This is a genomic window from Paenibacillus plantiphilus (assembly GCF_927798095.1).
Classification (GTDB): Bacteria; Bacillota; Bacilli; order Paenibacillales; family Paenibacillaceae; genus Paenibacillus_Z; species Paenibacillus_Z plantiphilus.
Map to the genome: position 1 here is coordinate 1 of NZ_CAKMMF010000003.1, position 19,138 is coordinate 19,138.

A 19,138-nucleotide genomic window follows, 5' to 3' on the forward strand; every position below is an offset into this window, starting at 1 on the left:
CACTTTCTGCGCTGTAAGCATGTTTTTCCGTCTTTCACAATTGAATCCCACTCCCACGCCGCCATTTGCCGAGCCGTAAGACTGTTTTTCCTGCTTACAGCTCACAAATTCCACACTTTCTGAGCTGTAAGCATGTTTTTCCGTCTTTCACAATCGAATCCCACTTCCACGCCGCCATTTGCCGAGCCGTAAGACTGTTTTTCCTGCTTACAGCTCACAAACTCCACACTTTCTGCGCTGTAAGCATGTTTTTCCGTCTTCCACAATTGTATCCCACTTCCACGCCGCCATTAGCCGAGCCGTAAGACTGTTTTTCCTGCTTACAGCTCACAAACTCCACACTTTCTGCGCTGTAAGCATGTTTTTCCGTCTTTCACAATCGAATCTCACTTCCGCTACCCCATCACCCGAGCCGTAAGACTGTTTTTCCCTGCTTACAGCTCGCAGAGTCACCCACACACGTTCATAACACACATGCTTGTACGCTAATAGAAAAAACCGCTACCTACCAAGGCAAGAATTGCGCCACGGCACGGAAAGCGGTTTTCTAGTGTTGCATTTAGTGAGTCGTTAATTAGGGCTGCGCTTCATTAAACTCCTTCGCGGATCAATTGTTCCTCTTGAATGCGAGCTAGCAGCATTTGGCAGCCTTGGTTCACGAGCTGATAAACCTCTTCAAAATTACCTGTATAATAGGGGTCTGGCACATCATCCGATTTGATTTCAGGCAATAGATTCATGAACTTGAATACTTTCGTGTTGCCATCCGACTTGCTTCCGAACAGCTGGCGAACATCGCGCTCATTGTTGCTGTCCATACAAACGATATAGTCAAAGTCGCTATAATCCGTCAATCGCACTTGTCTTGCCCTCATGCCCTGGTATGACACGCCATATTGCTCTAACAGGCCGCGAGTGCCTTCATGCGGCTGCTTGCCGATATGCCAATCTCCCGTGCCAGCGGAATCGACTGTAATGATGCTTTCCATACCTTGCTCCTTCAATTGATGCCGAAAGACGGCTTCCGCCATTGGCGAACGGCAAATATTGCCGAGACAAACAAACAATACCGAAATCATTTTGAGTTCCCCTTCTTCTGTTCATCTAGCACTGCTGCCGCTGCTGCTCGTTTCTCCTCTGAATGCACAGACTGTGATAATGCAAACTTGAGAGAACGCCTTGGAAGCCTCCACTTATATTTAACCGAAAGCATCCGAAATACTATTACGATGACGAACAATACGAGCAGCTCGAATGGCGATTTGAACCAGCCCAGCCCAATAACCGCACCTGCTCCCATAGCCCATACCGCATAGATTTCATCCCGAAGGACCAGCGGCTTGCGTCCTGCCAGCACATCGCGAATCATTCCGCCGCCGATACCGGTCAGCATCGCTGCAACGATCACAGCACTAAGCGGATGCTTGCCTGTAGCATACAACGCGCCTTGTATAGCAAAGGCCGAGAGCCCGATCGCATCAAAAAACGCTTCGCTTCGCTGCCACCGCTGAATCCAATTCACCGGCAGAATAAAAGCTATCGTCATTGCGATAATCGCCGTTTTAAGCAGCGGCCCTTGCGTCCATAGCGTTGTAACCGGAACATCGATAAGCAGGTTGCGCACTACCCCCCCGCCAAATGCAGTGACGAGGCCAAGTACATAAACGCCAAGAATATCATATTCCTCTTCCATTGCCACGATAGCGCCGCTGACCGCAAAAGCAATGGTTCCAATAATACTGAATATCGTAAAGATATCCATGTCCAACTGCCAGTTCACTTCATGCTGCCTCCGCCTACATATTTGACAATTCGCGAGAATGACATGGCATCCCCATACAAATGTTCAAATCATGTCCGAATCAAATCCTATCTCATTTTAGCTGTGTGACTCGGAATCAGCAAGCGAAATTTATTTCGCATGTAAGATTTAACCAGCGCCGCCTGTTTTTCCAAAACAGTCATCCCCGTATTAAAAGCGCAATTGAGGTATTGCTTTTCATTTTCACACTGGTCAACGGGCTTGCACGCGGGTATACTGACGAAAGGTTTGCATTTTGCAAAGCATGTACATTCGAAAGGAACAATCCACCAATGGTCAAAAAGCGCATACTCATCTTTACTGGCGGTCGGCTTGGCGAATGGGCGCTTGAGCATATTGAAGAAAATGATATTTTATACGGTGCAGACGGCGGTGCTTTATTCCTCGTTTCGCATGGTCTTAGACCAACTGTTTCACTGGGTGATTTCGACTCTGTAACGGTGGAGCAGCTTCAACAAATAAAGGCTGCAAGCGCAGAAACCTTCGATTGTGACCCAGTGGATAAAGACTTTACCGACACCGAGCTTGCTTTCAGGCAAGCCCTCCGGCAGAAGCCCGACCAAATCATCCTATTCGGTGCGCTCGGTACAAGATTCGACCATTCATTGGCAAATGTGCATTTGCTGCGATCTGCTGCTGAGTCGGGTGTCGCTGCCGCCATTGTTGACGAGCATAATTCGATCCGGTTAGTAACCGATGCGCTGGTGCTTGAACGAAAGGCTCGTTATAGCTACGTCTCCCTTCTGCCGTTAACAGAAAAGGTAGCGGGCATAACGCTGACCGGATTCCAATATCCGTTATCAAATGCCACGCTTGAGATCGGCCAGTCACTGGGCATTAGCAATATACTGTCCAGCGACCGTGGCACGATCACCATTACCGAAGGGATGCTTCTAGTCATTGAAAGTGTCGATTGACATCTGCGGATTGGGGCTTCATGGCGCATTCAATCCTGCTCCTCCGAAGGTGTTATTATGGCAAGACCGGGGACATACTTCCTCCCCATCAGCTTTCTCTTCTTGCGGTTTTCCTTGGAGTCGAACACGATATCCATATCATAATCAGCGCCGGGGTATAACTTTTCATTTGCAATGTAGAGGGACAGTCTTTTTCGATTGAAGCTCAGCTTCTTTTTCTCAACCTGTACGACAACTTCTCCGCGCTCATTAGCGGGCTGATATACAATGCCTGTTCTCCGCAGCGGATAAATCCATACGCAATCCCCGATTTGAAGCGGTCGGTGAGGCTTCTTTTTTGTCTCATCGCCTTCTTCGTTTATGTCCGCTCTTTTTAATGTCCGCTGCTGTTGTTTGCTGGTTGGTTTCGCAGAACGGCTCTCATTAACTGCCTCAGCTTTCTCCCCACACTCCGAATCCTTCTCACTCTTTACCTCAGCATCGGAAAGAGCGCTGTGCCGATAGGACGCCACATTCTGTTCCGCCCGAAGCACAATCCGTTCCGGCAGGCCGAACCTTCTTGCAATCGCGAAGGCGTAGCTGTCACCCGCTTCACCGATCTCCAATTGATACAATGGCCCCAGCGTCTCCGCATCGAATGTCATCCGCGCATTCATACAGCCTGCAGTGCGTGAAGCGAATCGTTTAATCTCGTTAAAATGTGTCGTGGCCGCCGTCAAAGTTCTCCTGTCCAGCAATTCCTCCAGCACCGCAATAGACAAAGCAATGCCCTCGCTGGGATCAGTGCCCGCAGCCAATTCATCCAGCAGAACGAGAGAACGTTCATTCGCTGCTTGAAGAATATCCTTCAAGCTCGCCATATGGGCAGAGAAGGTGCTTAACGATTGCTCAATGCTCTGTCCGTCTCCCACATCTGCCATAATGTGCTGGAACACGCCAAACCTCGTACCTTCCTCAGCAGGAATAAGAAGGCCTGACTGAACCATCAACGCTAGCAGCCCAATCGTTTTCAACGTCACCGTCTTGCCCCCGGTATTAGGACCGGTTATGATCAGCTGGCTCCAATCCCCGCCCAGCTCTGCATGAAGCGGAACACTGCTCTCACCGAGCAGCGGATGTCTGGCTCCTACAAGCTTAATGTAGGGGCGGTCGACAAGCCGCACTGCAATCCCGTCATAACTTAGCGCAAGCTTGGCTCTTGCAAATATGAAATCAAATGAAGCCATTGCATCCACATTCCACTTGAGCTGCCCTTCATGCTGCTCTGCCAGCTGGGACAGCGAAGCAAGAATGATTGTACGTTCACGCTCCTCCTCCGATTTCCACAGCTGCCATTCTCCTTGGAGCTCGCCAACATCAACGGGCTCGACAAACAATGTCTGGCCGCTCGCGGATTCATCCCACACCGTACCAGGAACCTGCTTGCGGCATTCCCGCTTAACTGGAATGACATAATGACCATTCCGCTTGCTGACGATGGCCTCCTGAAGCGCAGATTTATATTTGCCCAGCACGCCATTTAGCTTACGCTCGATGCGGTCCTCAGCTACAGCAATTTGCCTGCGAATGTGAGCAAGATTCGTACTGGCCTGATCCGTTAATACGCCATGCCGTATGGAGCGATCGATTTCATTGCGCAGCTCAGGGCAATCCGCCATTGAATCTCCATAGCCGCTAATCGTAGGCGCAATCAACCTTTTCGATTCCATATACCGCTTCATTTGTGCGACTGAGCTCAACCATTTCGACAGTGACTGCAGCTCCTGCTCGTTGTAAATCCTGCCTTTGCCAAGCAGAGCAATAATAGGCTCCATCCCCTCCATCGACGATAAAGGCACGCTCGCTCCAGTCGCCAGCAGTCTGGCCGCTTCCTCAGTTTCATTCAACCACGCGCTTACCTGACTCTTATTCCTGCTCGGCTTGTGCGCAGCAGCCAATGCCCTGCCTGATCCCGAAAGCGTATAGCCCAGCAGCTTTTCCTTTATTTTGTCATACTCCAGTCTCATCAAGCTTTGTTCGTTCATCTTGTGAAAGCCTCCTCGTATCTTCAATTTTGGGTACAAAAAAAACAGGAGCAGAACGCATAAGCGCGTTCCACTCCTGTTCAATAAATACGACAAGCATTGCCGCTGAAGCCGTCACCGTTCGGAACTTATCCGACAGGCGATTGCTAACAGCGGCGTGCATAGAAATAGGCGTGCTCCAAGAGCACGCCTATCTGCCGTATTGCAGGCGGAAATCGTCATGTTCTTAACTCAGGGCGAGTCTGCATGACAGCGTACATGAAATAAACCTGACCTCTTTATAGAAATCGGGCAAATCACCGTACACGATCATTCACAGTCTCACATATCCAATTACGAGTTAAGAACACCGGCAAACATTAAAATTTCCCCTTGCACATTAAGATATGGCTATCATATCGATTATTAGCAGCAGCGTCAAGCCCAATTCATCACTATTGCCTAGTTCCACACCTGTTACGTCCTTAATTATTCCGAGCTCCTTCTTCAGACCGTAATGACAAGCCCCGTCCTGGCAAATTCCACATGATCAGGAAGGCCATAATTCCGCTGCAGATCAATGTCATGGGATAAATGTGTAAAGATGGTGCGGACTGGCCTCCACACCTCCAGCATTGCGAGCGCTTCTGTCACATCATAAACAGAGCGCGTATCATAGGCAAACGGCTCCTCATAGAAATTCGTACCCAGAATGAGCGTATGAAGACCGAATAATGGCAGCTGCTGCTCATCTGTCAGAGCAATGGCATCCGAGCAATAGGCCCATGATACATCCGTTTCCATATGCGAGAAGCGAAATGCGTATGCGTGACCGTTCCGCCCGTGATTGACCTTCCAGCAGTCAACGATCCAACTGCCTAGTTGCAGCGGACCTTCGATTGGTATGAATGCGATCTGGCTATGTATCCAAGGGAAACGCACCTGTATGTCGTGAATGACATCCGGCATCGCATAGGCTTGCCCCTTGCAATTCAGATGGCGGCACATATCCGCCCATTCCGGGAGCCCTCCGATGTGATCGAAATGCGCATGCGTGATCAGAATACGGTCAATCCGCTTCAAGCCCGCCCTCTCCATCTGCATCCGCCAGTCAGGTCCGCAATCAATGAGCAGCTCCCCGTACTCCGGGTCAGCAACATGAATGAGCGAGCGGTATCTTCGATTAACCTCCGTACGTCTAGCTTCATTGCAAACGCCGCACTCGCAATAAACACGAGGGACGCCTGAGGAATCGCTTGTTCCCCAGAAAGTGATGGAAGTCGGCATTGCAACTCCTCCTACTGCCCGATATATGACTTTAGATTGCCTTTAGCTTGACAGCCTCTTCTTTCTTTAGAAGCGCAATCATCTCATGCCAGGCTGCCGGTTTATTCGGAAGAGCCGTATAATAGCGTTCCAGAAATGCCGTCACCAGCGAAGCCGGTACAGCCGTCATCGCCTCATCCTGCGGCAGGAAGCATAGATCAAGTCCTTCGACCGCATCGCCGTTCTCTTCCCAGGAAGGATGCACATAGGGGAAATCTAGCCGTTGATAGCCAATATGCGATAATACCTCGCGGCGCACATAGGGATTCATCGCTGCAACGCCGCCAAACTCATAATCGACGAGAAGCGGGTTGTATATTTCTGCGAACATGCCGATTGGCTCCGTTCCACTTGCGGCTGCCAGCCTTGCAATATCCTTCTCGCGATTGCGCATCAGGAAGCGGCCAATTCCCAGATTGGGGAGGCCGATTATAGTGAAATCAGTCATAGCCACTCTCATGTCAGCATAATAGCGGTATTCCGTAGCTCCAACAACCTCCCCCTCCAAAACAGCCGCATAGACATGAATTCCCTCATCCTCAAGCGGCTCCTTCCATTTGCCTGCTGCCAGTACTTCCTCAGGGGGAAACACAGTCCCCATCAAACGGTGCATGCTCTCAAACAAAGGATCTTCAATGGATCGAATGCGGATATATTCCACTTTATTGCCTCCTCGTCGTTGTAAAAGGATTTCTCCACTCCATGATGGCAGCATAATGCCGTGATTCTTCATCCGCCAAATATTGTTTCGCAACGCCAACGGGCATTCTGCCGCAGCGCAGCAAAAAAGTAATAACAGGGTCCTGCCAATCTCCCGCAACAACCCGTTCCAAATATTGCGCAGCAGTAGCCTCATGCTCATGGCGATGATAGCCTGGCATGCGACCCCCGCCTACAAGTCTTGCCAAGCCGAGATGAACGACGACTTCGTACATCGACTGCATGAGCCATTTGCCAATTCCCGCTTTGCGATAGGATGGAATAACGCACAAATCGACGACATAGAGCGTGTCGCCTTTCGGGTTGTGATTGCGTATGTATCCCCCGTCTGTTACTTCCTCCCAAGAGTGATCCCCGCCTATCGTGGACCCATCAACAAGAAGACTGGTCATCGACCCGATAAGCTGTCCACCGGCTTCAGCGCACAGCGCGCCGTCTGGGAAACGGGAAACATGCTCCTTAAGCTGATCCTCATTCCACCAAAGCTCGGAAGGAAATGGAGGTGGAAAGCTTTGCTGCTGAATGGCAATCATGCCCTGCAGGTCATCCCCTGTATAATTGCGTATTAGGATTCGTTCCGGCTTGCCTGAATGATAGACAATCAGCTCTTTGTCCATAACCCTCCCCCTCTCATTAGCAGGACCAGTCCGCTCCGGCGGTGCGTGAACTGCTTACCAATCGGTATATAGGTCTGTTCTCCGATCGCGCCATGTAGTAACCGAGCCTGCGTCACGAACATCGGACAGCAGCTGCAAATCCAAGTCTGCTACAACCAGCATATCATCATTAATAACGCCCTCGCTCATAATTCCAGCTGGCGGAAACGGAATATCATTAGGCGATATGACAGCAGCTTGACCGTAGTTAGCCCGCATGAAATCAACCTTGCGAAGTGAGCCTACTGTTCCGGTTGTCACAATATAAATTTGATTCTCAACAGCTCTGGCATGGCAGCAATAACGTACCCGATGAAAGCCGTGACGATCGTCTGTACATGACGGACAGAAGATAATATCCGCTCCCTTGGCGCGCGCCATTCTAACAATCTCAGGAAATTCTATATCATAGCAGGTCAGCATGCCAATCGTACCGTATTCAGTCTCGAATACAGACAGAGAATCGCCGGCAGCCATATCCCATTCCTCACGCTCAGTAGGCGTCATATGCAGCTTCGCCTGCACCGCTACCCGTCCGTCAGGATAGAACAAATGCGCTGCATTGTGCTTCTTGCCATTGCCGATATCTATAACATGTGTTCCGCCTATGATATGCATGTCATACTGAGCGGATAGCGCTGTGAACAGCTTCACATACGGCTCTGTGAATCGGGGCAAATCATCAATGGTCCGTGCATGGCCCTCCGAATCTGGAATGGACAGCAGCTGTGTCGTGAAGAACTCTGGAAACAGCACAAACTGTACGCCATATTCCGATGCATTCCTAACATAATGAGCACATTGGTCTGCGAATTGTTCGAAGCTCTCGATGTCTTCCAGCCTGTATTGTACCGCGCAAACACGTATTTTCAAATTCCTCTCACCTACTATTAGAAATTTCTCATCGTATTCTAATAAAGCGACTTCAATGCTTGAAAGCACTGACAATCTTTCCTTCGTGGTAATGTTTAGGTGCAACTTATTCTGCTATAGTGTTCCTGTACGCAACAACCAAACGAATGTGGAGGGACACCATGAACATGACAACTAAGAAAAGAATCGTCCGCAGAATAGCAACGATCGGGTTAAGCGCTATCATTGGATTATCCAGCTTAGCAATCGGACAGGCTCCCAAAGCGGAAGCTGCAACGGCATCTGTCGCCAACAAGATCATTAGCATAGGAGACAATTATCTAGGAGTGCCGTATCGATTCGGTGCGCCGAGCGGAGTTACATATGTATTCGATTGCTCTTCATTTACCCAGCATGTATTCAAAAAAATGGGCGTATCCTTGCCTCGCTCATCCAAGTCGCAAGCAAGCAGAGGAAGCTATGTCTCCCGGGCTAATCTGAAAAAAGGCGATCTTGTCTTCTTCTCGACTGCACGTACAGGCAAAAGCATCGGACATGTCGCAATCTATGCCGGCAACAACCGTATTCTGCACACTTATGGCAGTGGAGGCGTCAAGTTCTCCAGCATCAATTCCTCGCATTGGAGCTCCCACTACATTACCGCTCGCCGTGTGATGTAGCCAAAATTGTAATGCAACGCAATTCCTTCATTCCAATTCGGCATGCGGACCGCAGCGTGGATTGGCTGTACATTTCTCCGACAGGGATGTACGGCCGTTTCCACTGCTGAGGTCCGTTATTTTCTTTGCGGCAGCACAACCGTTATCGTCGTTCCATGATCAGGCTTGCTGAACACATCAATTTTCCCCTCATGCAAGTCCGTAATTCTCTTCGCTATCGAAAGTCCCAGGCCTACTCCCCCAGTCGTCCGGCTTCTCGCCCCATCCACTCGGAAGAATCGTTCAAACAGCAGCGGCATATCGTCATCAGGGATTCCGATCCCTTTGTCAGAGACAGACAACCGCACCGTTCCTTTGGTCGCCTGCAGGGAAATTTCGATCGCTTCCTTGCTGTATTTAATCGCATTATCAAGCAGAATGACGAGCAACTGCCGGATTTTATCCTTGTCCGCTATTAATTTCATATCCGTCTTTGGCGCATGCACGCGTATCATTCGGCCAAAGGTTGCATGCAGCATATCTGCGGTCTCATCTGCCAGCTGAACGAGATCGAATCTCTCCAGCTTAAGCCAATCCTCCTGCTCCGCCTCCGCCAGCACCAGCATCGACTTGGTGAGGTTCTGCAAACGCTGGGCTTCCGTGCTGATCGCTTCAATCGCCTCGTCACGAACGTTCTCATCGTCCCTACCCCAGCGTTTAAGCATTCCCGCATAGCTGCTTATAACCGTAAGCGGCGTCTTAAGCTCATGAGAGGCATCTGCAACAAACTGCTTCTGACGGTCGAATGTCCGCTCCAGACGGTTGATCATTTGATTGAAAGCGCGTGCCAGCTGCTCAAGCTCAGCAGACTGCTCCTTGCTGCCCAGCTCAATTTGTCGAAGCTTGCCGCTTCGGTCAATCTCCCGCATCGTCTGCACCATGTATTGAATGGGAGAGGTGAGACGCGAGGTAAACCAATATGTCCCGATGATAGCGAATAGAATCGCCCCGATACTCGTAATTGTCAGCGCAATGACCAGCACCTGCAGGTAGCTGTCGAGCAGCGTCAGCTTCCGATACATTTCCAGCGTCCCAATGACGGCGCCATGCTCATATAACGGAACCTTCATGAAGAGTACTCTCCGGCCTTCCAGATAGGTCATTCCCGTCTCATGCTGCTTTGTGAAGAGCGGTTTCAGCGCTAGCAGCTCCGGGTCAGAGCCCTGCGTATTCACAACCGTACCGTTCGGTATGACAATTCGCATCAGCTCGTTGACATTATAATAGTCTTGAAGCAGCTCAATGCTGTCCAGCATTTTAGAATTGCTGATCTTGGAATCCTCAAGCAGAATATTCGCTTTATTCGTCAGCAGCTGCTCCTCGCTGCGCATCGTTATCTTTATAACGAACAAGTACACGAAAATGTTGAATAAAATGAGTATGAAAATTAACCAAAAGATAGTAAAAAATGTGAATCTTCTGCGTAACGTCATGCGTCAGGCTCCTTAAGCATATATCCGACTCCACGAACGGTATGAATAAGCTTGTGTCGATAGCCTTTATCGATCTTCTGACGGAGATATCGAATGTAGACATCTACAAGATTAGTCTCGCCAATAAAGTCGTAGCCCCATACCTCCGACAAAATGTCCTCCCGCGATTTCTCTGCATTCTTGTTCTCGGCCAAATAAACGAGCAGCTCGAACTCCCTTGGCGTTAGCTCAATCGGCAGATCCTTGCGTGTCACCTTGCGCGTCCGCAATTCAATCATTAAATCAGCTGCTTTCAGCACATCGGAGTTTTCTATCTCTCGCGGCTTCTGCTGGAAGATGCGAAGAAGATTGCGGACTCTTGCGAGCAGCTCTTCCATTGCAAAGGGTTTCGTCAAATAGTCATTCGCTCCATGCTCGAAGCCGCTTACCTTATCAGGTATCGTATCTCGTGCTGTCAGCAGAATGATTGGAATGGGATTCCCCGCCTGCCTGATTCGTCTTAACACCTCAATGCCGTTCAATGCCGGCAGCATCACGTCAAGGAGCACCAAGTCCCACTCGCCTGAGCTGGCCAGCTCCAGTCCTGTTCGACCGTCAGCAGCCCGTCCAACTGTATATCCTTCATGCTCAAGCTCCAATTGGAGCACACGAGCAATTCCATCCTCGTCCTCGATAACTAGCACACGTTCATTCATCGTTTATCCACCCACTTTGATATGACTTCTTCTTTCATTTGGGGATATTGTTTTCCCTATCATAAAGAAGCGTTCCCGCATTTGCAAGCGGAATCGCTTCTCTATAGAACTAGCCAGCCTGCAATTGCAGAGAACAATACCGCTTCCCAGGGCTGCCGCTTCCAGACATGAAGAATCAGAAAAACAAGGATTACGATAACAAAATGATGGGCTGACTGCACCGCATCCTGCCAAATAGGATCGTACAGCGCCGCCAGCAAAATCCCAACGACTGCTGCATTGACGCCCATAAGAGCAGCCTGTGCGCTACGATTGCCGCGAATCGATTGCCAGTAAGGGAGCGCTCCGATAAGCAGCAGCAGAGATGGCAGAAAGATCGCCGCCAATGCTATCAAGCCATACATTGCACCCTGCCATCCCCCAGACATTGCGCCTCCGAGATAAGCAGCGAATGTAAACAACGGACCTGGCACGGCCTGGGCCGCTCCATAGCCGGCCGTGAAGGTCTCTGCAGACAGCTTGCCCGGACCGCTTCCCACCAGCTCGTTCTCCAGCATGGGCAATATAACATGCCCGCCGCCGAAGACGAGCGAGCCCGCTCGATAGGAGCTGTCCGCCAGCGAGATTGCCGTTGAAGCTGACAGCTGTGCGGCAATAGGAAGGCAGACGAGCAATAGAGCAAATACAATTAGCGACAGCCATGACGCCTTTTTGGAGATCAGCCTGTTGAATCCGGCTCCCGACCCTTGAGCGGCGGCAGTAGTGGAACCTGCCTCTGCTGACTTTGAAGATCCGAATATTAGATATCCTATCAGTCCGCATCCGACAAGGGGCAGCAGCTGCCCTATCGCGCCCGGGATAAGCAATGCAGCTGCTGCCGAGCCAACTGCCATCGTCGCTCGGGGACGGTCTGGAGCTAGCGTCCTGCACATGCTCCATACCGCCAGTGCGACTACAGCTACAGCAGCCAGCTTAAGTCCTTGCAGCCAGCCTGCATGAGACAGGTCCATACTGGTCGCGGTGAGTGCGAATAACAGCATGATAAGCGCAGATGGCAGGGAGAATCCGAGCCAAGCTGCAAGCGCTCCCCATAACCCTGCGCGGCCAATGCCGATTGCCATGCCTAATTGGCTGCTTGCAGGACCCGGAAGAAATTGACACAGGGCGGTGAGGTCGGCAAAGGATTGATCATTCAACCAGCGTCGCCGAATAACGTATTCTTCACGAAAATAGCCGATATGTGCTGTCGGACCGCCGAAGGAGGTCAGACCAAGCTTCAAGGCAGCTCGGAACACTTCGCCGAATGTGCCTTCTGAATGTTTCGTGTTCATAGCGCGTTCCCCGTCTCTTCCGGAGTGATTGATGATATGCTGTTATAACGTTATTGCGTGCTCTGCATCGACCACGCCTCAACGTCCCAAATCTTCGTCACCCAATCCTCATAGAAATCCGGTTCATGGGAGACAAGCACAATCGTTCCTTTAAAGGCTTGAAGCGCGCGCTTCAATTCTGCTTTGGCTACGACATCCAGATGGTTCGTCGGTTCGTCGAATGCGATGAAATTGCTTTCGCGCATCAGCAGCTTGCATAAGCGAACCTTAGCCTGCTCGCCCCCGCTCAACTGATTAAGCGCGCGTGTAATATGCTCGTTCTTCAGACCGCAGCGAGCAAGCGCCGCGCGAACCTCATGCTGGTTCATGCTGGAAAATTCATTCCAGACATCATCAAGCGGCGTAGCCGTCGGCGCCTTCATCTCCTGCTGGAAGTAGGCCGGGTGCAAATAGTCGCCATGATAGACTTTGCCGTCCAGCGCTGGAATTACGCCGAGAATCGTCTTCAGCAGCGTGGATTTACCTACGCCGTTGCAGCCGACGATTGCGATCTTGTCGCCGCGTTCCACAAGCATATTCATCTTCGGTAGCAGCGGGTGCGTATAGCCGATGGACAGGCCTTCCGCCTCGAACACCGTCTTGCCGCTCGTACGTGCTTCCTTGAAGACGAATGTCGGCTTCATCGATTCCTCAGGACGATCGATTCGCTCGATTCGATCCAGCTGCTTCTCACGGCTCTTGGCACGGCCGCTGGTAGAATAGCGAGCCTTGTTCCGCTGGATGAAATCTTCCTGCTTCTTAATAAATTCTTGCTGCTTCTCATAAGCGTCAATATGCTGATTCTTATTAATATCCGCCATCAGCAGAAACTTCTCATAGTTGGCGGTATAGCGTGTCAGCTTGGCGAATTCCAGATGATAGATCACATCCACAACTTCGTTCATAAAGGTCGTATCATGTGAAATCAGCATAAAAGCATGGGGATAGGATTTCAGGTAATTGGTGAGCCAGGCAATATGCTCATCGTCCAAATAGTTGGTCGGCTCATCCAGAAGAAGAACAGTAGGCTTCTCCAAGAGCAGCTTAGCCAGCAAAACTTTTGTCCGCTGTCCGCCGCTTAGGGCAGATACGTCACGGTCAAGGCCGATCACATTCAGCCCCAGCCCGTTGCCCATCTCCTCCACCTTCACATCCAGCAGATAGAAATCGCCAATCTCAAGCTCCTCCTGAATCTCGCCCATTCGTACAAGAAGCTCCTCCAATGTATCCGGATCGGCATCAGCCATTTGCGCTGCAATCTCATTCAATTCCTTCTCCAGCTCCAGCAAAGGAAGGAAGGCATCCTTCAGGACATCGCGAATGGTCAGTCCCGGTGTCAGCTTCGTGTGCTGATCGAGATAACCATAACGAACCTTAGGGGTCCATTCCACCTTGCCGCTGTCCTTCAACAGCTTGCCTGTCAAAATGTTCATCATAGTAGACTTGCCTGTACCGTTAGCGCCTACCAGGCCGACGTGCTCGCCTGCAAGCAGACGAAACGAAACGTTCTTGAATAACGTGCGATCGCCAAAATTATGGGATAATTCTTCAACTGTCAATAAACTCATTGTTCGAGGCTCCGTTTCCTTATGGTCATGTCTATATAGCGTGCTTCATACATCGCTCGCGTACCATTGTATCACAGGAGATTGGCTCTTGTGTCAACTTCATGCAAAAAGCTTGTTGAATATCGGTTCGAAAGCCCGTTCCAGCATCGGAAGCCATGATTTATGCTTCGTTGCCCATGCACCTTGCCACATGAATTGCGTCCATTCAGCCGATGGGAGCTGCGGTATGGAGGTAACCGGCTTTGAGGGAATCAGCCTAAGCCATTCCCCTCGATGGGAGAATGGAACGTCTTTATTGGCGATCCACATCGTCGTCCGATTGAGCCTCTCCCTCTCGAAGCAGACCGCCGTGGATGATTGCAAGCGCTGAGGTGTCCATTTGGCAGGACAGGGGTCGGCTACAAGCAAAAGAATATCAGCTCGCAGCAGCAGCTCCTCGCCTTCCTTTCCAACCCAGCGGCTGGAGATGTCAGTGACGACGATTGTTTGCGTCAACGATTCCAGCATGAGCCGATTTTTGATGGCTAAATCCGCTTCGTCATTGCGATAGGTTGGTTCAAGCGCATGCCACATCAAATTTTCAGACAATACCCGAATATATCGGGGATCTTGAGGCATGACCGCCGATACCGCCCCTCTCTTGCCGCCCAGATCAAGCAGAGCATGCCATTCCGGCTCTAGCGCGGGATGCTCGACAGCACCGCAGCTTATCCCCCGCAGTCCTAACAAATTGACAAGCGTTAAAGCAGTGAAAGTCGCACCTGACCCTGAGGATAGAGAGGCGACTGCGACCTGTACCGGCTTGTTTCTTGCCCTGTCTGCAAACGAGGAATCGCCCATGCCGGGCACTCGGGCGTGACGAGTCTGTTCTGTTTGCGCGATTGGGCCAAAATAGTGCGGACTGCCCATGTTTTGCTCCTGGACCTGCAGACATGCAAGAAGTGCTGCGCGAACCTCTGCCATGGAGGAGAGACGGCAATTGGGACGCTCGTCCATCATCCGCTCAATGACAGCAATCACCGATTGCGGCACATTGGCCTTATGAAGCAGACTGCGCTGCTGCTTGTCGCTAGCTGACGGCGTCCGTCCACGATTCAGCATATAGAACAGCAGCGCCCCCAAGCCGTATATGTCGGTGCGCGCATCGCTCTGCTGCTCACCCTCCTGCTCTGGTGCAGCAAAGCCGGGCGTTCCGAGCTGTACGGTGTCCTGCTGTTGATTCACCTTATATCGCCTGGCAATACCGAAGTCGATAAGCCGGATATGCCCGCTGCGCGTAATCATCACATTCGTCGGCTTCAAATCCCGATGAATGATTGCCGGCTGCTGCTGGTGCAAATAATGAAGCGCCTCGCAAAGCTGCATACCGATGTGAAGCACCATTTCAATCGTTATTTCCCCGCCTTGAGACGTAGTATAGGAATGAATAGTTTCACCATCAATATAGTCCATCACCATCATCTCGATACCCGCATCGTTCGGCGGATAATAGTCCACGATTACAGGCAATTGGGGATGATTCAGCCGCATAAGGAGCGATGCTTCCTCCACACTGTAGTGGGCGTCCTGCAAATGCGGCTTGTTTACTTTGAGGGCGCGAAGCTTGCCCTGCAGCCGCATATCCTCCACTGCGTACACCTCGCCCATCCCGCCGCGTCCAATCAGTCCGACAACCCGATACCTCTCTCCAATCCAATCATTGATTTGACAACCATCTGACGATGGATAATCCATCCTGTTCTCCTCCTTTTCATCACAAACTACAACAGATAAACCAATAAACCGAATGGGAATCTATATATTTGAACGAGAGATGGAACAACAGAGCGGAGCAGGGGGAATGATTCTGAAGAAGCGTCAGCGCTCGCCTTTGTTCCCGGAATTCCACATTTATCAACTACTATTCAAGAATCCCGGGAACAACAGCGATCGTAAGAACATTCCCCAGCACAGCGGCCCCTTTGTTCCCTTCAATCTTTCAATTTATAGATGGCCATATGAAAAAGCATCCCGAATGAACAGACCTTTGTCTGCTCAAACGGGATGCTTTCCCATTCCATGCTACTATTCAACAGCGATTACTTCTTAACCAAGTATAGCGTAATTTCGTCGCGATTGTGAAACAATTGTTTGGCTCTCTTGAGCTCGAATGATGTCTGCAGCTTAGCGATAACATCCCGTATAGTTTGCAGCGGTTTTTTGTGCATCAGCTTTACCGTTATGATAGCAGCTGCACCATCAGCTAAAGCTCCAATCTGCTCCAGCACAAGCTTGGACATCTGCATCGGGCTCCAGCTCATGTCGCAGACGAGCAAGTCAAAGGCTTCTGGCTGAAACTTGACCTCGGATGCGTTTTTCTTCCAATAGGTGAGCCTTGGATATTGACGCAGTGATGGATGCAGGTCAGCCGGGTCGACCGATGTCACATAAAGGCCGCGCTCCAGAAGCAGCTGTGTCCATCCGCCAGGCGCAGCACCGATGTCCAATGCTTCTTTGAAGGTTGCAAAATCCAGCTTGAACGCTCTTTCCGCCTCCAGCAGCTTGAATTTCGCCCGCGAGATTTGCCCATCCTCACGCTGAAATCTCACCGCCCCGCCGGGCCAATCCGACAGCTGCTCCTCGGGTGTTCCCCATCCCACATGCAGCTCTTCGGCCCCCGCATAGATGGACAGAATAAGCTCAGGCGACTGCAGCGACGGCTCGCCGCCCGCTTCGCTTAATACGGCATCCAGAACTAATTTCGTATCTGCCGCTGTGTACTGGAACGGACTATTGTCCGCTCGCCGCAGATGTACAGCCGTCCGTTTGTGCTCGCAGCGCAAGCGGGAATTTCTTACGAGCTCGGATAAAGCCTCCAGATCGTCCGCATTGCCCATTATCGGCAGACTGCGGTCAACCGGCTGAATATGACGCAGAAATATCGGCTCCTTCTGACGGAGCAGCGCCAAAGTCTCTTCGCGATCCTGTGGAACCTCCATGCGGAATATCTCATTCGGCGCAAGCTGGTTAAGCTTAATCTCATTAAATAAACGGCGCAGCTCTTCCATTGCATATGTGGCAAACCCGTGATTTGCCGTACCAATCCATAGCGTCACAATTGTTCTCCTCCTGATGAAGCCTTGATCCATGGTCTGCCGTAAGCCCATTCCACTTCTACCGGCCATTCATAGGCTCTGCTTAACAAATCGCTGCTCAGCACCTCTTCCTTAGGGCCGGCAGCGGCTATCAGGCCATCCTGCACTAATGCGACATGCGTAAATAATGGAATAATTTCCTCAAGATGATGGGTGACATACACAACGGTAATATCATGATCCTTCAGCCTGCCCAGATCGGCAAGCAGCTTCTCCCGCTCATGCAGATCCAAGCCTGCGCAGGGCTCGTCCATAATAAGCAGCTTCGGATCAGCCATCAGCGCCCTTGCCAGAATCGCTTTCTTTCGTTCACCTTGCGACAATGTGCCGAAGGGATGCTCCGCCATATGGCCAAGACCCGCCTCATCCAACAGCCTAAGCGCTTTAAGCCGTACTGCATTGTCTACTTCCTGATAGAATCGCAGAAACGCATATTGGCCGGTCGCGACAACCTCCCACACGGGATCACGCAAGGTCAACTTCTCGATGACCGACTGGCTAATATAGCCGATGTCCTTACGAACCTCTCGTATATCAACCTCGCCATACCGATTGCCGAGCACATCAACTGTTCCTGATGAAGGAAAAAGGTATCCGGTCATCATTTCCAGCAGCGTCGTCTTGCCAGAGCCGTTGCGTCCAAGAATGACCCAATGCTCGCCCTTATGAATGGTTAGATCTACGCCTTTAAGAATATCGCGCTCATCCCGTCGAAGAAACAGTCGTCTAAGATGAATCATTCCGTTGTCCCCCTGCACTTGAAAATGTTTCATCCGTCCCCCATCGCTCGATTATGGATGACGACCTCCGGCGGCGCGTGCTGGATCAAGAGATGATGCATCTGCAGGCGGCCGGATGGACTTGATGTATGAATATAGATCGTTCGCGGATAACGTCCGCTGGCAACGATATGCTCGACAACCTTCAAGCCTGTCGGCTGGCCCCAGCCCAGATCGAAATCAAGCGATATGACGTCAACCTTCTCTGCCTCCAGCAGGAGGATGCATTCCTCCGATGTCTTCGCAGCCACGAATCCTTGCGGACATGGCCGATAATCATCCAGGTATACATTTATCATCGGTCAGCGGCCTCCTCCCCATTGCTTGGCGAGCGTGATCTGCCCCCCATGCGAACCGTCAGCTCCAGCTGGTGTTTCCAATATAAAAGGCGTGTCTGCAAACGCAGGCTGCTGCAGCAGCCAATGAAGCCCGTCTGTTCCGATATGCCCTTCTCCAAGGATGGCATGTCTGTCCCGCTTTTCGCCGGATGCATAGACAGAATCGTTCAAATGGATTGCCGCAATATGCGGCAGCACATCAAGCCTCTGCGCTGTCGCCAGCCAATCCGCCTCAGGGCTGCCATCCCACACGCCGCTAGCAAACAAATGACAGGTGTCCAGGCAGAATCCGATCTTATGGGAGTCGGTGCATAAGCTTCGTACCTGTGCCAGCTCTTCGATTGTCGTACCCATCATCGTATGGTCGCCTGCTTGATTCTCGATCAACAGCTTGGCCTTCCCATGCCATTGCGCCGCAACAAGGCTCAGCGTCAGAACGGAATTGCGGTAGCCTTGAAGAATATCCTTACCCTTATATACCCCGAAATGAACAACAACGCCTAGAGAGCCGCATGCCTCTGCGATATCCAGATCGTTTAATAGCGAGATGACCGTACGCTCCAGATGCACCGGGTCTTCGGCAGCGACATTCGTCGGATAAGGAGAATGTGCGATCGAGACCATTCCATTCCCGGAGCAATACTGCGCACAGCGTCCCGCATCCGCTCTGTCGAACATTTTGGGCGCAAGACTGCGGGGATTTTTCGGAAAATATTGAAACCCATTCGCCCTAACAGCATGGGCTCTCTTCGCTGCTTCCAGATAACCTCCGCGAGTGGACACATGGCAGCCGATTATCATCGCGT

Annotated in this window: 18 protein-coding genes; 2 read left to right on the top strand and 16 right to left on the bottom strand. The window is 51.1% G+C overall.

Annotated features, from left to right (window positions below; all coding sequences use genetic code 11):
- Positions 1–590: 590 nt before the first annotated feature.
- Positions 591–1,079, bottom strand: a complete 489-nt coding sequence (locus L6H65_RS02760) for a low molecular weight protein-tyrosine-phosphatase (protein WP_236338846.1) — start codon at positions 1,077–1,079, stop codon at positions 591–593.
- Positions 1,076–1,762: a trimeric intracellular cation channel family protein gene (locus L6H65_RS02765; protein WP_236339110.1), complete on the bottom strand. Its 687-nt coding sequence runs from the start codon at positions 1,760–1,762 to the stop codon at positions 1,076–1,078. The genes L6H65_RS02760 and L6H65_RS02765 overlap by 4 nt, the downstream gene beginning before the upstream one ends.
- A gap of 332 nt (positions 1,763–2,094) precedes the next feature.
- Here L6H65_RS02765 and L6H65_RS02770 point away from each other — a divergent pair, with 332 nt between their 5' ends.
- Positions 2,095–2,739 (top strand): thiamine diphosphokinase, encoded by a 645-nt coding sequence (locus L6H65_RS02770; protein ID WP_236338847.1) that lies wholly within the window; start codon positions 2,095–2,097, stop codon positions 2,737–2,739.
- Between the two features lie 29 nt (positions 2,740–2,768).
- On the opposite strand, the gene L6H65_RS02775 is transcribed toward L6H65_RS02770, so the two are convergent.
- From L6H65_RS02775 to L6H65_RS02795, 5 genes are all read right to left on the bottom strand, one after another.
- Positions 2,769–4,763, bottom strand: coding sequence for an endonuclease MutS2 (locus L6H65_RS02775; RefSeq protein WP_236338848.1), 1,995 nt, complete (start codon positions 4,761–4,763; stop codon positions 2,769–2,771).
- Positions 4,764–5,249: 486 nt separating this feature from the next.
- Complete coding sequence (locus tag L6H65_RS02780) at positions 5,250–6,029, bottom strand: MBL fold metallo-hydrolase (RefSeq protein ID WP_236338849.1); 780 nt, start codon at positions 6,027–6,029, stop codon at positions 5,250–5,252.
- 31 nt (positions 6,030–6,060) lie between these two features.
- Positions 6,061–6,729 carry a GNAT family N-acetyltransferase gene (locus L6H65_RS02785; RefSeq protein WP_236338850.1) on the bottom strand — a complete coding sequence of 223 codons (669 nt, stop codon included), beginning with the start codon at positions 6,727–6,729 and terminating at the stop codon, positions 6,061–6,063.
- A gap of 1 nt (position 6,730) precedes the next feature.
- Complete coding sequence (locus L6H65_RS02790) at positions 6,731–7,405, bottom strand: GNAT family N-acetyltransferase (RefSeq protein ID WP_236338851.1); 675 nt, start codon at positions 7,403–7,405, stop codon at positions 6,731–6,733.
- A gap of 54 nt (positions 7,406–7,459) precedes the next feature.
- On the bottom strand, positions 7,460–8,317 hold the full coding sequence (locus tag L6H65_RS02795; protein WP_236338852.1) for a carbon-nitrogen hydrolase family protein: 858 nt from the start codon (positions 8,315–8,317) through the stop codon (positions 7,460–7,462).
- 161 nt (positions 8,318–8,478) lie between these two features.
- Between L6H65_RS02795 and L6H65_RS02800 the strand changes: the two genes are divergently transcribed.
- Entirely contained in the window at positions 8,479–8,976 is a 498-nt protein-coding gene (locus L6H65_RS02800) for a C40 family peptidase (RefSeq protein ID WP_236338853.1), read from the top strand.
- Positions 8,977–9,092: 116 nt separating this feature from the next.
- Here the strand turns inward: L6H65_RS02800 and L6H65_RS02805 are convergent, their stop codons facing one another.
- The 9 genes from L6H65_RS02805 to L6H65_RS02845 all read right to left on the bottom strand — a co-directional run bounded on the left by L6H65_RS02805 (position 9,093) and on the right by L6H65_RS02845 (position 19,133).
- On the bottom strand, positions 9,093–10,448 hold the full coding sequence (locus L6H65_RS02805) for a HAMP domain-containing sensor histidine kinase (RefSeq protein ID WP_236338855.1): 1,356 nt from the start codon (positions 10,446–10,448) through the stop codon (positions 9,093–9,095).
- The gene (locus tag L6H65_RS02810; RefSeq protein WP_236338856.1) at positions 10,445–11,143 is read right to left on the bottom strand and encodes a response regulator transcription factor; all 699 of its coding nucleotides are present in this window, start codon (positions 11,141–11,143) and stop codon (positions 10,445–10,447) included. The genes L6H65_RS02805 and L6H65_RS02810 overlap by 4 nt, the downstream gene beginning before the upstream one ends.
- Before the next feature lie 101 nt (positions 11,144–11,244).
- On the bottom strand, positions 11,245–12,474 hold the full coding sequence (gene chrA, locus L6H65_RS02815) for a chromate efflux transporter (RefSeq protein ID WP_236338857.1): 1,230 nt from the start codon (positions 12,472–12,474) through the stop codon (positions 11,245–11,247).
- Positions 12,475–12,524: 50 nt separating this feature from the next.
- Positions 12,525–14,081 carry an ABC-F family ATP-binding cassette domain-containing protein gene (locus tag L6H65_RS02820; protein WP_236338858.1) on the bottom strand — a complete coding sequence of 519 codons (1,557 nt, stop codon included), beginning with the start codon at positions 14,079–14,081 and terminating at the stop codon, positions 12,525–12,527.
- Positions 14,082–14,180: 99 nt separating this feature from the next.
- Positions 14,181–15,815, bottom strand: a complete 1,635-nt coding sequence (locus L6H65_RS02825; RefSeq protein WP_236338859.1) for a serine/threonine-protein kinase — start codon at positions 15,813–15,815, stop codon at positions 14,181–14,183.
- Between the two features lie 344 nt (positions 15,816–16,159).
- Entirely contained in the window at positions 16,160–17,176 is a 1,017-nt protein-coding gene (locus L6H65_RS02830; RefSeq protein ID WP_236338860.1) for an SAM-dependent methyltransferase, read from the bottom strand.
- Positions 17,173–17,955: an ABC transporter ATP-binding protein gene (locus L6H65_RS02835; RefSeq protein ID WP_236339111.1), complete on the bottom strand. Its 783-nt coding sequence runs from the start codon at positions 17,953–17,955 to the stop codon at positions 17,173–17,175. Before L6H65_RS02835 ends, L6H65_RS02830 begins: the two co-directional genes overlap by 4 nt.
- 29 nt (positions 17,956–17,984) lie before the next feature.
- Positions 17,985–18,293, bottom strand: coding sequence for a cyclic-phosphate processing receiver domain-containing protein (locus L6H65_RS02840; protein ID WP_236338861.1), 309 nt, complete (start codon positions 18,291–18,293; stop codon positions 17,985–17,987).
- 3 nt (positions 18,294–18,296) lie between these two features.
- Complete coding sequence (locus tag L6H65_RS02845) at positions 18,297–19,133, bottom strand: deoxyribonuclease IV (RefSeq protein WP_236338862.1); 837 nt, start codon at positions 19,131–19,133, stop codon at positions 18,297–18,299.
- Positions 19,134–19,138 lie beyond the last annotated feature (5 nt).

Bases quoted from the DNA above. Each gene is read 5' to 3' on its own strand.
- chrA (WP_236338857.1), bottom strand. From the start codon at position 12,474: ATGAACACGAAACATTCAGAAGGCACATTCGGCGAAGTGTTCCGAGCT.
- L6H65_RS02790 (WP_236338851.1), bottom strand. From the start codon at position 7,405: ATGGACAAAGAGCTGATTGTCTATCATTCAGGCAAGCCGGAACGAATC.
- L6H65_RS02800 (WP_236338853.1), top strand. From the start codon at position 8,479: ATGAACATGACAACTAAGAAAAGAATCGTCCGCAGAATAGCAACGATC.
- L6H65_RS02820 (WP_236338858.1), bottom strand. From the start codon at position 14,081: ATGAGTTTATTGACAGTTGAAGAATTATCCCATAATTTTGGCGATCGC.
- L6H65_RS02770 (WP_236338847.1), top strand. From the start codon at position 2,095: ATGGTCAAAAAGCGCATACTCATCTTTACTGGCGGTCGGCTTGGCGAA.
- L6H65_RS02765 (WP_236339110.1), bottom strand. From the start codon at position 1,762: ATGGATATCTTTACGATATTCAGTATTATTGGAACCATTGCTTTTGCG.
- L6H65_RS02780 (WP_236338849.1), bottom strand. From the start codon at position 6,029: ATGCCGACTTCCATCACTTTCTGGGGAACAAGCGATTCCTCAGGCGTC.
- L6H65_RS02845 (WP_236338862.1), bottom strand. From the start codon at position 19,133: ATGATAATCGGCTGCCATGTGTCCACTCGCGGAGGTTATCTGGAAGCA.
- L6H65_RS02760 (WP_236338846.1), bottom strand. From the start codon at position 1,079: ATGATTTCGGTATTGTTTGTTTGTCTCGGCAATATTTGCCGTTCGCCA.
- L6H65_RS02835 (WP_236339111.1), bottom strand. From the start codon at position 17,955: ATGATTCATCTTAGACGACTGTTTCTTCGACGGGATGAGCGCGATATT.
- L6H65_RS02840 (WP_236338861.1), bottom strand. From the start codon at position 18,293: ATGATAAATGTATACCTGGATGATTATCGGCCATGTCCGCAAGGATTC.
- L6H65_RS02825 (WP_236338859.1), bottom strand. From the start codon at position 15,815: ATGGATTATCCATCGTCAGATGGTTGTCAAATCAATGATTGGATTGGA.
- L6H65_RS02775 (WP_236338848.1), bottom strand. From the start codon at position 4,763: ATGAACGAACAAAGCTTGATGAGACTGGAGTATGACAAAATAAAGGAA.
- L6H65_RS02805 (WP_236338855.1), bottom strand. From the start codon at position 10,448: ATGACGTTACGCAGAAGATTCACATTTTTTACTATCTTTTGGTTAATT.
- L6H65_RS02810 (WP_236338856.1), bottom strand. From the start codon at position 11,143: ATGAATGAACGTGTGCTAGTTATCGAGGACGAGGATGGAATTGCTCGT.